The sequence below is a fragment of the Allotabrizicola aquatica (SeqCode) genome (assembly GCF_965194375.1).
In the GTDB taxonomy this organism is placed as follows: Bacteria; Pseudomonadota; Alphaproteobacteria; order Rhodobacterales; family Rhodobacteraceae; genus Tabrizicola_A; species Tabrizicola_A aquatica.
Genome location: NZ_OZ239428.1, coordinates 220,694 through 234,097, shown reverse-complemented (window position 1 = coordinate 234,097; position 13,404 = coordinate 220,694). Strand labels below are relative to the sequence as shown.

Here is a 13,404-nt window from a genome sequence, read left to right as displayed (position 1 = left end):
CCCCTAAAGGAGACTGTTACGCAGATGTCCCCGGTCGTGCTGACAGACTCAGTCAATGGCTTTGCGGGTTCCCTTGGGCGGAGCAGGACGAATGCAAGATTTTCTGTCTCACGAGGAAATTCGTACGCCCCCGCGGAATTTGACCGGTGTGAACTACTTTGCCTCGCAAGTGGTCTCGTTGCTGGTCGACCGCAACAGTCGCGGTTCGGTGGAACTGCGCGAGCCTTTGGTGCAAGCGATGATCACGGCCTCGGTTTCGGGATCCGATCACGCCTTCGAACAGCTCTTGGCCGAGGTGCGGCGCACGCGCATTTCGCTGTCAGCGCTTGCCGACGTGTATGTTCCCGAAGCGGCGCGGCGGATGGGCGAGTCTTGGGATGCAGACAGGATGTCTTGGCTCGAGGTCTCAATCGGTGTCGGGCGGCTGCAAAGCCTGTTGCGAGAGATCGGGAATGCATGGTCTGCCGACCAGTCTGGCGATATAGGGTATGGCACCATTCTGCTCATACTGCCCGACCAAGAGCAGCACACACTTGGCCCGATGGTTGCCATGGGGCAGATGCGGCGCTTTGGTGTGTCGGTTTGTCTCCGGATCGGACCAAGCTTGGACGAATTGCGCAATCTGCTGGAGACGCGCAGTTTCGATGGCATCATGATTTCTGTCGGCACCGAGGGCAAATTGCCCCTGGCGTCAAATATCGTAAAATTCTTGAAATCAATCCGTTCCCCTTCAACACCAATTCTGATCGGGGGGGCTGTGATGTCGACGGTGGAGGATGTTGCGTCATGCACAGGTGCTGACCATGCCTTCAATGACATCGGCGCCGCACTTGAGGCTATCGGTCTCAAGCAAGACGCTTTGCGCACGCTTAAACGTGCTTAACTCTCCGTTGTCCCGAATTGTCGGGTAGACGGCAAACGAGGCGAACAACTCGTGAATACGGATTCGAACCAACTTCTGGCTGGCATGTCTATGCCGCTCATTGACCCTGAATTGCTGTCCGACATTGTTGCGACTGCGGGTGATATATCACTTGTGGTTTCGGCCGATGGGCATGTGATCAGCGTGCTCCCTAACCCGCATCACGCCTCATTCGGGCGGCTGTCGCATTGGGTGGGGCGCAAGGCCTCTGAGATCATGACATCCGAAAGTCTTGTGAAATTCCAGCGTCGTTTGGAGGAATTGCAGGCTCCGGGCGCACGCACCGTCGCGGTCGAGTTGAACCATGTGGATGAGGTGATTTCCGAGTTCCCGATCCGCTACACCATGCATTGCATCGGGCCGGATAAGGCCATCTTGATGCTGGGGCGCGACTTGCGGCCGATCGCCGAGATGCAGCAGCAGCTGGTCATGGCCCAGATCGTGCTCGAGCGCGATTATGAAACCCAGCGCGAGATGGACACGCGCTATCGGGTTTTGATGGATGCCACCCGCGACGCGGTTGTGCTGGTGGCCATGAACAACGGCCGGATCGCCGATCTGAACGCATCAGCGGCTGTCATGCTGGGCGGGTCGCGCCAAGAGTTGGTTGGCGCCGCGATTGCGCAAGAGTTTGAAGGCCGCCGTCGCAGTGAGTTTTTGGAAAGCCTGACCAACATCGCCTCGGCCAATTCGGTCAGCCCGGTTGAATTGGTCGCGCGCCGGTCGCAGCGCAAGCTGCGCGTGATCCCCAAGCTGTTCCGTGCGGCCGGTGAGCGGCTCATGCTGTGCCGGATTGAGACCACCGATCACGGTGCGCGGGCGCAGAATGAAACGGCTGAAAACCTCGAACGCCTGTTCCATGAAGGGGTCGATGGTATCGTGCTTCTGGACGATGACGGCATCATCACCGCCGCCAACGAAGCCTTCCTGAAGCTCACCGATTCCTCGCATGTGGCCAATGTGCGCGGCCGGTCGATGGCCGATTTCTTGGCGCGCGGCAGCGTTGATCTGCGCGTGCTCTTGGACAACACCAAGCGCGCGCGGCAATTGCGGCTTTATGCGACGAAGGTGTTGAATGAATTCAACGGTCAGGTTCCGGTTGAAATTTCCGCCACCTATCTGAATGACCGGCCCAAGCCCGGTTTTGGCTTGATCATCCGTGATGCCAGCCGGACCGAGATTTTGCGGCGCACCGATATGGCAACGGGCCCCGATGGCATGCGCTCGGTGATTGAGCTTGTGGGGTCGTCCACGCTCAAAGACATCGTGGCTGAAACCACCGAAGTCGTTGAAAAGATGTGCATCCAGACCGCAGTGGATCTGACCCGCAACAACCGGGTGGCGGCGGCCGAGATGCTGGGCCTGTCGCGACAGTCCTTGTACGTCAAGCTGCGCAAGTTCGGGCTTTTGGCCAAGGACGATTGACCTTAGGCGGAGCGGCCTCGGCCTTTTTTCGATCCGCAAGGCGCCCCTTCTGGGGCGCTTTGTCGTTTAATTGGCTTGCGGCCAAGCTCGGTTGATCTGTGTCAATCTGATCGGTCGGAAAAAGTGTAACACTGAATTTACACTTTTGGAGGCCCCGATGCGCATCCTGTTCATTCATCCAAACTATCACTCTGGCGGTGCCGAGATTGCCGGCACCTGGCCGCCCGCATGGGTGGCCTATCTGGCCGGTTCGCTGCGCGCGGCGGGGTTCAGTGACATTCACTTCATCGACGCGATGACCGAGAATGTGACGCAAGACGACCTGCGCCAACGCATGATCGACCTTGCGCCCGATGTGGTCGGCACCACGGCCATCACCCCCGCGATCTATGTCGCCGAGGAGGTGCTGAAACTCGCCGCCGAGGTGGTGCCGGATGCCTTGCGCGTTCTGGGCGGCATTCACGCCACCTTCATGTATCGCCAAGTCCTGTCCGAAGCGCCGTGGGTCGACGTCATCGTGCGCGGCGAGGGCGAGGAAATCATGACCGCCCTGATGCAAGCCCGCCGCGATGGCCGCTGGCCCGAGGACAAGCGCAAGATCAAGGGCTTGGCCTTTATGGATGCGGGCGAGATCGTGGCGACCCCCGCCGCCTCGACTGTGAAAAATCTGGATGGGATTGATCCTGATTGGACCATTCTCGACTGGTCCAAGTACCTCTACACCCCGCTGGGCGTGCGCGTCGCCATTCCCAACATGGCGCGGGGGTGCCCCTTTACCTGTTCCTTCTGTAGCCAGTGGAAATTCTGGCGCGATTACCGCGTGCGCGACCCGAAAAAGGTGGCCGACGAGATTGAACGCTTGGTCAATGACCATCAGGTTGGCTTTTTCATCCTCGCCGATGAAGAACCCACCATCAACCGCCGCAAGTTCATTGAATTCTGCGAGGAGCTGATCGCGCGCGGCCTGCCGGACCGGGTGAAATGGGGCATCAACACCCGCGTCACCGACATCATGCGCGACAAAGACCTGCTCCCGCTTTTCCGGCGCGCGGGGCTGGTGCATGTGTCCTTGGGCACCGAGGCGGCGGCGCAGTTGAAACTGGATCAGTTCAACAAAGAAACCACGGTTGCCGACAACAAGCTGGCAATCAAGCTCTTGCGCGACGCTGACATCTTCGTCGAAGCGCAGTTTATCGTCGGGCTGGACAATGAGACGCCCGAGACGCTGGAAGAAACCTTCCAGATGGCGTGGGATTGGCAGCCGGATCTTGCCAATTGGGCGATGTACACGCCATGGCCCTTCACGCCGCTGTTTCAAGAATTGCGCGATCAGGTCGAGGTGTTCGACTTCTCGAAATACAACTTCGTCACCCCCATCATGAAACCCGCCGCCATGACGCGGGGCGAGCTCTTGAATGGGGTGATGAAGAACTATCGTCGCTTCTACATGCGAAAAGCGCTGTTCCATTACCCTTGGCGCGGCACTGGCTTTCGTCGCAAATATCTTCTCGGTTGCCTCAAGGCATTCCTCAAGGCCGGGGTGGGGCGCACCTTCTATGACCTTGGCAAGGCGGGCTATTGGGGCCCGCAATCCAAGGGCAAGGTGGATTTCCACTTTGACGAGACCCGCACCATCGCCGAGGCGCAGATGCAGGATTGGGACGCCACCGCAGACCGTGCCGCCCGCGCCCGCGAACGCCAATTGGCCGTGCGCGCCCAGACCAAAGAGCGCGCAGCGGGGGCTTTCCAACTGCCGTCTGATGCGGGCCCTGTCATGGCTTGTGGCGGTGGCAAGCAGCAATTGCGCGAACCTGCGGAGTAGCATCGGTGGATCACACCGCCCGCATTGGTCCCAACGCGCTGTTGCAGCTGGTGCCGGTGCTGGACCGCGCGCTTGGGGTGGCCGAGCGCGTGGCACTCTTTGCCCGCGCCGAAGTGCTGGTGCCGCCACCGGATGCAGGCATGTGGCCCGAGGCCGAGGTGGCGCGGCTGCACCGCGCCGTGGCGCAGGCGCAGCCCGATCTTGCCACCGGGCTGCTGCGCGCAGCAGGTCTTGCGACGGCTGACTACATTCTCGCCAACCGAATTCCGCGCCCGGCCAAAGCCCTGATCCGCGCACTTCCCGGCCCTTTGGGAGCGCGGCTTTTGACCGCCGCGATTGGCAAGCATGCCTGGACTTTTACCGGGTCTGGCGGGTTTTCCGTTGAAGGCCAACGCCCCCTGACCGTGGCCATCACCGCCAATCCCTTAGCTTGTGGGGCCAAGGATGCCCCCAGCTATCATTGGCACGCCGCGGTGTTCGAGCGGCTTTACGCGACGCTGGTCTGGCCCTCCGCGCGGGTGACAGAGACCGCCTGCTGCGCCTGTGGGAATGCCGCCTGCCGCTTTGAGATCGGTCCGACGGCTTAGGCCGCCGGGCACAGCGGCCAAGCTCAGGGCTGAACTCTGGTCTTGCCCGACTCAAAGATGTAATGCTAGATTGACACATGACCGTATCACAAACCTTACACTCCACCCCCTATCCTCAGCCCCGCGCGATGCTGGAGCTGATCAAACCGATCACATGGTTCCCGCCAATGTGGGCCTATCTGTGTGGGGTGGTTTCGGTTGGGGCCTCGCCTTGGGCGGCGCTGTCTTTGGTGATCTTGGGCATCATTCTGGCAGGCCCGGTGGTCTGCGGCATGTCACAGGCCGCCAACGACTGGTGCGATCGGCATGTGGATGCGGTGAATGAGCCAAACCGTCCGATCCCCTCGGGCCGCATTCCGGGCCGCTGGGGGTTGTGGATTGCGCTGGCGATGTCGGTTTTGTCGTTGGTGATGGGCTGGTTTCTGGGGCCTTGGGGCTTTGCGGCGACCGTAGTGGGCGTTCTTGCCGCTTGGGCCTATTCGGCCGAGCCGGTGCGCCTGAAGCGCTCAGGCTGGTGGGGGCCGGGGCTGGTGGGCCTGTGCTATGAAGGGTTGCCGTGGTTCACGGGCGCGGCCGTTTTGTCGGCGGGGGTTCCGTCTTTCGAGATTGTGACCATCGCGCTCCTCTATGCCTTTGGTGCCCATGGCATCATGACATTGAATGATTTCAAAGCTTTGGAAGGTGACCGCCAGCATGGCGTGCGCTCGCTTCCCGTGACGCTCGGCCCGGATGTCGCGGCGCGTCTGGCCTGCACCGTCATGGCGCTGGCCCAAGCTCTGGTGATCGCGCTCTTGCTGGTCTGGGGCCGCCCGTGGCACGCCTTGGCCATCGCGGTGCTGCTGATCGCGCAGTTCTGGGCCATGAAGACCCTTTTGGCCGACCCCAAGGGCAAGGCGCCGTGGTACAATGCCACGGGCATCGGCATGTATGTCAGCGGCATGATGATCGCCGCCTTCGCGCTGCGCAGCATTGGGGACATGCCATGACGCTGTCGTGGCTCTCCATCTTCCGCTTGGGGCTGGTGCAACTGTGCCTTGGCGCGCTGGTGGTTCTGATGACCTCGACGCTCAACCGGGTGATGGTGGTGGAACTGGCACTTCCTGCCGTGCTGCCGGGCCTTCTGGTTGGGCTGCATTATGCCATCCAGATCACCCGGCCCAATTGGGGTTTTCGGTCAGACACGCGCGGGAACCGCACGACGTTTGTGATCCTTGGCATGGCAGTTTTGGCCTTGGGCGCCTTCTTGGCGACGCTGGGCATGGTTTGGATGCAGACCGCCTATCTCGCTGGTCTGGTGCTGTCGATCTTGGCCTATGCGCTGATCGGGCTGGGGGTTGGCGCCTCTGGCACCTCGCTTTTGGCGCTTTTGGCCACGGCCACCCATCCGCGCAGACGCGCGGCGGCGGCGACGATCACATGGCTGATGATGATTTTCGGCATTGCCGTTACGGCCACGGTCGTTGGCAAGGCGCTCGACCCCTATTCGCCGCAACTGTTGCTGGAACTGGTGGCCTTGGTCGGGGTGGCGGCGGTGGTTGTCACCACGCTCGCGGTCTACGGCATCGAGCGGCGTCACCGCAGTGCGACCCCGGCGACGCTTGAACGCGCCGTGCCCTTCCGCGTGGGTCTGGCCGAGATCTGGGCCGAACGCCGTGCCCGACATTTCACGCTGTTCATCTTCCTGTCGATGACCGCCTATTTCATGCAGGAACTGATCCTAGAGCCCTATGCGGGCCTGAGTTTCGGCCTGACGCCAGGGCAATCGACCGCGCTTTCGGGCGCGCAGAACGGCGGGGTGTTCGTGGGAATGCTTCTGGTCGGCATTGCCGCCACCGGGTTCAAGATCGGCTCGCTCAGGGTCTGGATCATCACCGGCTGCCTCGGTTCGGCACTGGCGCTTTTGACGCTGGCCGCTTTGGGCCAGATCCCGCAAGGGGGCACGCTCTTGCTGCCGGCCACCGTTGCGCTCGGCCTCTTCAACGGCATGTTTGCGGTCGCCGCCATTGGGTCGATGATGGCCTTGGCGGGTGAGGGGCGGCAGGCGCGTGAGGGCACGCGCATGGGACTTTGGGGCGCGTCACAGGCCATTGCAGCGGGGCTTGGCGGGCTCGTCGGTGCGGCGGCGGTCGATATCGCGCGCCACTTGACTGATGACGCCACCGCCTTCGGGCTGGTGTTCACGCTGGAAGCCGGCCTGTTCGGCATCGCCGCTGTGATGGCGGCGCAAATCATCGGGGCGGGTCAGGTCGCGCCTGACATTAAGCGATTTCAGGGGGATAGTGCATGATCTATGATGTTGTGGTGGTCGGCGGTGGCCCTTCGGGCGCGACCGCGGCAGATGATCTCGCCCGTGCAGGGCGCAAGGTGGCAATGCTCGACCGGGCCGGGCGGATCAAGCCCTGCGGCGGGGCCGTGCCGCCGCGCATGATTTCAGACTTTGACATTCCCTCCAGCCAGATCGTGGCACAGATCAACGTCGCACGAATGATCTCGCCCACGGGACGGGCGGTGGACATCGCCATTGAAAACGGCTTTGTCGGCATGGTCGACCGCGAGCATTTCGATGAATTCCTGCGCCTGCGCGCGGTGGGCCACGGGGCCAAACGCCTCACCGGCACCTATCTGCGGATCGAGCGTGATGCGGCAGGCACCCATGTGATTTACCGGGACAAAGCCAGCGGTGAAGAACAACGCCTGACCACGCGTCTGGTGATTGGGGCCGATGGCGCGCGGTCCAACGTGGCCAAAACCGAAGTGCCGGGCGGTGACAAGATCCCTTATGTGATCGCTTATCATGAGATCATCAAAGCCCCTCCGGCCAATGCCGCCTATGACCCTGCGCGCTGCGATGTGATCTATGATGGTCGCATCAGCCCCGACTTTTACGGCTGGGTCTTCCCGCATGGCGATCAGGCCAGCGTCGGCATGGGCACCGGGATTGACGGGATTGACCTGAAACAGGCCACCGCCGATCTGCGGGCCGCCTCGGGCCTTGCGGGCTGCGAAACCATCCGCCGCGAAGGCGCCCCCATTCCGCTGCATCCGATGGACCGCTGGGACAATGGCCGTGATGTCGTGCTGGCAGGCGATGCTGCTGGGGTTGTCGCACCCTCGTCGGGCGAAGGGATCTATTACGCCATGGTCGGCGGGCGCGTGGCGGCCACGGCGGCGCAGGCCATGCTCGCTTCGGGTCGGGTGAAAGACCTGCAATTGGCGCGCAAGCTTTTCATGAAAGAGCATAAAATGGTGTTCCGTGTGCTGCGCTCGATGCAGGACGCCTATTACAAATCCGACGAGCGCCGCGAGCGCTTTGTCAGCTTGTGCCATGACATCGACGTGCAGCGGCTGACGTTCGAGGCCTATATGAACAAGAAACTGGTTCGCGCCCGTCCGTTTGCGCATCTTAAGATCGGCTTCAAGAACCTGTCCCACCTGCTGGGCATCGTCTCGCCGGTTCACACATGAGCGAGATGATCCCGGCTTGGGTAAACGGCACCCTGACCCAAGTGGAAAAGCTTGAGGTGCATCAGCGCGGCCTGCGTCACAAGGCGGTGTCGGTCTTTGTCATGCGCGGGCGCGAGGCTTTGCTGCAACGCCGGGCCATGGGCAAATACCACACGCCGGGGCTGTGGGCGAACACCTGTTGCACCCATCCCCGTTGGGGCGAGACCGATCTTGCCTGCGCCGCGCGGCGGTTGCACGAAGAACTGGGCATCTCTGGTCTGGCCTTGCAACGCAGTGGCGGCATCGAATACCGCGCCGACGTGGGCGGTGGGTTGACCGAACATGAGGTGGTTGAGGTGTTTTCGGCCCAAGCGCCGGCCCACCTAGTGCCCCAGCCCGACCCGGATGAGGTGATGCAGACCCGCTGGATCACGCTTGAGGCGCTGGAGACCGAGGTTCAGGCCTCGCCCGAAAAGTTCACGCCATGGCTGCGGATTTATCTCGCCGAAGGCATGGCTGAAGCTGCGGTTTAAAAGCCCCGCGCCCGATTGAGGGCAAACGCCCAAGAAACGTCAAATCCTGCGAGCGGTTTGGCCTAAAAATGCTTGTTCACCATGCCCCTGCAAGTGACAGTGGCGGTATGGATGTGATCTCGCTTGTCGGCATCGTCGCCGCGCTTTTCATCGTTATCAGCCTAAGCGAGCCTTTGGCCGACTGGCTTCGGCTGCCCTATACGGTGGTGCTGGCGATCATCGGCGTGCTGATTGGCATTGGCGCGGCCTCGCTCTCCTCGGACACGGCGATCAGCGATCCGCTCACCGATCCGCTGGCTGCCGCCGAACGCCTTGAAGTCGCGATCCGCGCCAATGTGTTTTTGTATGTGCTGCTGCCCACCTTGCTGTTTCAGGTCTCCTTGGGGCTGAACCTGCGGCGCATGGCGGATGACTGGGTGCCGATTCTTGTCATGGCAGTGATGGCGGTGGTGGTGTCGACATTTGCCATTGGCTTGGCGCTCTTGCCGTTCACCGAACTGTCGCTGGTCGCCTGCCTCTTGTTGGGTGCGATCGTGGCCACCACCGATCCTTCGGCCGTGGTCTCGATCTTTCGCAATATCGCGGCCCCACAGCGCCTGACCCGTCTGGTCGAGGGCGAGAGCCTGCTCAACGACGCCGCCGCCATCGCGCTGTTCGGGTTTTTCCTGACCTTTGTCATGTTGGGTGTGCCGAACCCCACGCTGCAAGACGCCTTGGTGGGTTTTCCGACGATGATCCTTGGGGGTTTGGGCATTGGCTGGGTGCTGGGGCGGGTCTGCCTGACGGTTCTCACCTGGCTCGGCCGCTTTGCATTGGCGCAGATCTCGCTCAGCGTGGCCTTGCCCTATGTCACCTATCTCGTGGCCGATCAGGTCTTTGGCGTCTCGGGCGTCGTGGCGGTGGTGATGGCCGGGATGACGCTGAACTATCTGGGGCCGGGTCGTCTGTCGCCCACCAACTGGACCAACCTGCGAGAGCTTTGGGATGTGCTGGCGCATTGGGCCGGGGCGTTGATCTTTTTGCTCGCCGCCCTCCTTGTACCCCGTCTCTTGGGGGATGTGCGGCTTTATGACCTGTTCCTCATCTTGGTGGTCGTGGTGGCGGCCACCTCGGCGCGGTTGTTCATGCTTTACGTCATCCTGCCGCTTCTGACGATGGTGCGCCTCTCGCCACGGGTGGATCGGCCCTACCGGGTGGCGATCCTCTGGGGCGGGTTGCGCGGGGCGGTGACCTTGGCGCTGGCGCTCGCGGTGTCGGAAAACTTCCGCGTGCCGGTCGAGGTCAAGCGTGATGTCGGGATTCTGGCCACTGGCTTTACCCTCTTCACGCTTTTGGTGCAGGGCACCACGCTGCGCCGGGTGATCTCTTATCTCGGGCTGGATCGGCTTGCCCCGATTGACCGGGCGCTTTCCAGCCAAGTCATCGCCGTCGCCTTGCAGAATGTGCGCGAAGAGGTGGCCGAGACCGCCCGCGCCCATGATTTGACCCATGACATCGTGCGATCCGAGGCGAAACGCTTTGCCGCCCGGATGGACAGCGCGATTGAAAAGGCCGAGGCGGCGGATGACATTCCTGACCGCGACCGCATCACGCTGGGGCTGGTGGCCTTGGCCGGGCGCGAACGCGACATGATCTTGGAAAGCTTCCGCGAACAACTGCTGTCGCCGCGACTGGTGGAACAGATTCTGTCCGACGCCGACCGCCTGATCGAACGCACCCGGGCGGGGGGGCGTGAGGAATACCGGGCCGCGGGCCGCCTAAGCCTTGCGCAAGGGCGCCGTGCGCTGCTGGCCAATATCCTGCACAGCCGGCTGCGGATTTCGGGCCCCTTGGCGCTTTTGACGGCGGATAGGTTTGAGCTTTTGCTGAACCAGCGTTTCGTGCTGCGTGATCTGCACAGCTATATCGAAACCAAGATCCGCCGCATCCATGGTCGGCGCGTGGCCGATCTTCTGCACGAGCTTTTGCGCCGCCGCGAGGATGAGACCGAGGCCGCACTTGACGGGTTGCGGCTGCAATACCCCGGCTATGCCGAAAAGACCGAACGGCGTTTTTTGCGCCGCATCGCCTTGCGGCTTGAAGAGCGGGAATATGACATCCTCTTGGCCGATGGCATTATCGGGACCGAGCTGCACACGACGCTTCAGCAGGGTCTGGCCACCGCCCGCCATGAGGCCGATCTGCGCCCGCATCTTGATCTGGCGGTGCAGAAATCTGACTTGGTGCGCCAGTTCCCGCTGTTCACCGATATGGACGATGACAGCCGCAAACGCCTCGCCCGCGCGCTGCGCACCCGCTATGTGCAACCGGGTGACGTGCTGCGCCGCAAGCGCGACACCCCGCGCGAGGTGTGCTTTATCGCCACCGGCGCGGTTGAGATTGAAACGGCCGGGCATCGCCTGCGCCTAGGGCGCGGCGACATGTTTGGCCAGTTGTCGCTCCTCAGCCGCCAGACCCCGCGTGCCCAAGTCACCGCCATCAGCCACACCACGCTGCTTGTGCTGGATGAACCCCGCTTTCGCCGCCTGCTAAAGCGCAGCCAAAGCCTGCGCGACGCCGTCCTGAAAAGCGCCGAGAAACGCGGGTTGGATGTGGCAAGCCTGCAGCTATAAGGCGGACGGCTTCAAAACCGCGCCCGACTTGATCGATGTCAATAAAGCCGCGTCGAAAGCCGCTAGAGTGGACCAAACCTCCACAAAAGCCAGCAACCGATGCCACTCGATCACTACCAAACCGTAAAAGACGTGGCCGACCGCATGAAGGTCGCCGAAGCCACCGTGCGCCACTGGATCAAACAAGGCGATCTGCGCGCGATCGACATTGGCAAGGGCTGGCGCATCGCCAGCCTAGATCTGGAACGGTTTCTTGAGCGGCACCAGACCGCGCCCCGCCAGCCTGCGGTGTCAGACCGTGCGAAAGACGGCATGAATGCTTGAGACGAGCTCATTCTCCGAAGTGGCGATCCTCTTGATGATGGCCGCCGGTGTTGGATTGATCGGGCTTCTGCTGCGTCAGCCCTTAATCGTCAGCTTCATCGCTGTCGGCCTTTTGGCTGGGCCTTCGGCGCTGGACGTGGTGCAATCGGATGCGCAGATCGGACTTTTGTCTGAACTGGGCATTGCGCTGTTGCTCTTCCTTGTCGGCATCAAACTTGACGTCAAGCTGGTGCGCTCCCTTGGCGCGGTGTCGGTGCTGACTGGGCTGGGGCAGGTGGGCTTTACCGCGCTGTTTGGCTTTTTCATCGGGCTCGGCCTTGGCCTTGATGCGATCACCAGCCTCTATGTCGCCGTCGCACTGACCTTTTCGTCAACCATCATCATCGTCAAACTTTTGTCCGACAAACGCGAGATTGACGCCTTGCATGGCCAGATCGCGCTGGGCTTTTTGATCGTGCAGGATCTGGTGGTCGTCTTTGCGATGATCGTCTTGTCCGCCATTGGCATCGGTGCGGCGGATGCGGGGCATGGTGGCGGATCTGTGCTGTCGGTGATGGGATCGGGTCTGGCCATGCTGGCCGCGGTGGTGCTTTTTGTGCGCTATGCGGCCAATCCCCTGACCGAGCGTTTGGCGCATGCGCCCGAGCTTTTGGTGATTTTTGCCATCGGTCTTGCAACGATCTTTGCCGCTGCGGGCGATGCGGTAGGGCTTGGCAAAGAAGTGGGGGGCCTGATGGCCGGGGTTGCGCTGGCCTCTACCGCCTACCGCGAAACCATCGCCGCCCGGCTGGCGCCCTTGCGCGACTTTCTGTTGCTGTTCTTCTTCATCGCGCTTGGGGCGACGCTGGATCTGTCACTGTTGGGAACCCATATGCTGGGCGCGGTGGTGTTTTCGCTCTTTGTGCTCATCGGCAATCCGCTGATCGTGCTGGCGATCATGGGGGCGCTTGGCTATCGCAAGCGCACTGGCTTTCTGGCCGGGCTGACAGTGGCCCAGATCAGCGAGTTCTCTTTGATCTTCGTCGCGATGGGGGTCAGTCTGGGCCATATCGCCGACGATGCCTTGGGCCTTGTGACCATGGTCGGTTTGGTCACCATTGCCGCCTCGACCTATATGATCACCTTCTCGCATCATCTCTATGCGCTGTTTGAACCGCTGCTTGGTGTGTTCGAACGCAAGGCCACCCCGCGCGAGCCGACCGAGGCCGGCGCGCACAAGGCGAGCAGATACCGCGTTATCCTGTTCGGTCTGGGCCGCTTTGGCACGGCCATCGGCTTGCGCCTGCAGCGGCGCGGCATTGCGGTTCTGGGGGTGGATTTCAACCCGCAGGCGGTGCGGCGCTGGCGTGGTTTGGGCCTTGAGGCCGAGTTTGGCGATGCCACCGATCCCGAATTCGTGGCGGAACTGCCGCTGAGCGGCGCGCGTTGGGTGGTCTCGACCGTTCCGATCCAACCGACGGGCCTAAGCCAAGAGGATGCCCGCCGCACGCTGATCCAATCGGTGCGCGCCGCCGGGTTCAGCGGGCAGGTCGCCGCCGCCTCGCACAGCGCGGTTGACAGTGCCGAGCTGTTTGCAGCCGGGGCTGATCTGGTGCTTGAACCATTTCAGGACGCGGCGGATCGGGCGGTTGATCTGTTGTGCGGCGCCCCCCAAGCCGAGCGAACAGAAATTCCCGAAATCCAGACCGAAGGCCGTCTGGCCCTGTGACAGCCACGGGAGAAATGGACCACGGAA

At 62.1% G+C, this 13,404-nt stretch carries 11 protein-coding genes; all 11 read left to right on the top strand.

Translation table 11 applies throughout. From position 1 onward, the window contains the following. Positions 1-91 precede the first annotated feature (91 nt). The 11 genes from AC72UB_RS14335 (at position 92) to AC72UB_RS14285 (ending at position 13,377) form a co-directional block, all read left to right on the top strand. A complete protein-coding gene (locus tag AC72UB_RS14335) occupies positions 92-883 on the top strand; it encodes a hypothetical protein (protein ID WP_505190370.1) in 792 nt (263 codons plus the stop codon). 84 nt (positions 884-967) lie between these two features. Beyond that, a complete protein-coding gene (gene ppsR, locus AC72UB_RS14330; protein ID WP_505190839.1) occupies positions 968-2,347 on the top strand; it encodes a transcriptional regulator PpsR in 1,380 nt (459 codons plus the stop codon). A 157-nt stretch (positions 2,348-2,504) separates the two neighbouring features. Further along, positions 2,505-4,169 (top strand): magnesium-protoporphyrin IX monomethyl ester anaerobic oxidative cyclase, encoded by a 1,665-nt coding sequence (bchE, locus tag AC72UB_RS14325; protein ID WP_505190369.1) that lies wholly within the window; start codon positions 2,505-2,507, stop codon positions 4,167-4,169. 5 nt (positions 4,170-4,174) lie between these two features. After that, positions 4,175-4,756: a bacteriochlorophyll 4-vinyl reductase gene (gene bchJ, locus AC72UB_RS14320; RefSeq protein WP_505190368.1), complete on the top strand. Its 582-nt coding sequence runs from the start codon at positions 4,175-4,177 to the stop codon at positions 4,754-4,756. A 77-nt stretch (positions 4,757-4,833) separates the two neighbouring features. Continuing rightward, on the top strand, positions 4,834-5,742 hold the full coding sequence (gene chlG / locus AC72UB_RS14315) for a chlorophyll synthase ChlG (RefSeq protein WP_505190367.1): 909 nt from the start codon (positions 4,834-4,836) through the stop codon (positions 5,740-5,742). After that, positions 5,739-7,043: a BCD family MFS transporter gene (locus tag AC72UB_RS14310; RefSeq protein WP_505190366.1), complete on the top strand. Its 1,305-nt coding sequence runs from the start codon at positions 5,739-5,741 to the stop codon at positions 7,041-7,043. Before chlG ends, AC72UB_RS14310 begins: the two co-directional genes overlap by 4 nt. Beyond that, positions 7,040-8,221 carry a geranylgeranyl diphosphate reductase gene (locus AC72UB_RS14305; protein WP_505190365.1) on the top strand — a complete coding sequence of 394 codons (1,182 nt, stop codon included), beginning with the start codon at positions 7,040-7,042 and terminating at the stop codon, positions 8,219-8,221. Before AC72UB_RS14310 ends, AC72UB_RS14305 begins: the two co-directional genes overlap by 4 nt. Continuing rightward, on the top strand, positions 8,218-8,733 hold the full coding sequence (gene idi, locus AC72UB_RS14300; protein ID WP_505190364.1) for an isopentenyl-diphosphate Delta-isomerase: 516 nt from the start codon (positions 8,218-8,220) through the stop codon (positions 8,731-8,733). The genes AC72UB_RS14305 and idi overlap by 4 nt, the downstream gene beginning before the upstream one ends. Positions 8,734-8,840: 107 nt before the next feature. After that, positions 8,841-11,345: a cation:proton antiporter gene (locus AC72UB_RS14295; protein ID WP_505190838.1), complete on the top strand. Its 2,505-nt coding sequence runs from the start codon at positions 8,841-8,843 to the stop codon at positions 11,343-11,345. A gap of 99 nt (positions 11,346-11,444) precedes the next feature. Continuing rightward, positions 11,445-11,669, top strand: a complete 225-nt coding sequence (locus AC72UB_RS14290; RefSeq protein ID WP_505190363.1) for a helix-turn-helix domain-containing protein — start codon at positions 11,445-11,447, stop codon at positions 11,667-11,669. Next, positions 11,662-13,377 carry a cation:proton antiporter gene (locus AC72UB_RS14285; RefSeq protein ID WP_505190362.1) on the top strand — a complete coding sequence of 572 codons (1,716 nt, stop codon included), beginning with the start codon at positions 11,662-11,664 and terminating at the stop codon, positions 13,375-13,377. The genes AC72UB_RS14290 and AC72UB_RS14285 overlap by 8 nt, the downstream gene beginning before the upstream one ends. Positions 13,378-13,404: the final 27 nt, after the last annotated feature.

Coding starts and splice junctions, on each gene's coding strand:
- idi (WP_505190364.1), top strand. CDS start 8,218: ATGAGCGAGATGATCCCGGCTTGGGTAAACGGCACCCTGACCCAAGTG.
- AC72UB_RS14310 (WP_505190366.1), top strand. CDS start 5,739: ATGACGCTGTCGTGGCTCTCCATCTTCCGCTTGGGGCTGGTGCAACTG.
- AC72UB_RS14285 (WP_505190362.1), top strand. CDS start 11,662: ATGCTTGAGACGAGCTCATTCTCCGAAGTGGCGATCCTCTTGATGATG.
- AC72UB_RS14290 (WP_505190363.1), top strand. CDS start 11,445: ATGCCACTCGATCACTACCAAACCGTAAAAGACGTGGCCGACCGCATG.
- chlG (WP_505190367.1), top strand. CDS start 4,834: ATGACCGTATCACAAACCTTACACTCCACCCCCTATCCTCAGCCCCGC.
- AC72UB_RS14295 (WP_505190838.1), top strand. CDS start 8,841: ATGGATGTGATCTCGCTTGTCGGCATCGTCGCCGCGCTTTTCATCGTT.
- AC72UB_RS14305 (WP_505190365.1), top strand. CDS start 7,040: ATGATCTATGATGTTGTGGTGGTCGGCGGTGGCCCTTCGGGCGCGACC.
- ppsR (WP_505190839.1), top strand. CDS start 968: ATGTCTATGCCGCTCATTGACCCTGAATTGCTGTCCGACATTGTTGCG.
- bchE (WP_505190369.1), top strand. CDS start 2,505: ATGCGCATCCTGTTCATTCATCCAAACTATCACTCTGGCGGTGCCGAG.
- AC72UB_RS14335 (WP_505190370.1), top strand. CDS start 92: ATGCAAGATTTTCTGTCTCACGAGGAAATTCGTACGCCCCCGCGGAAT.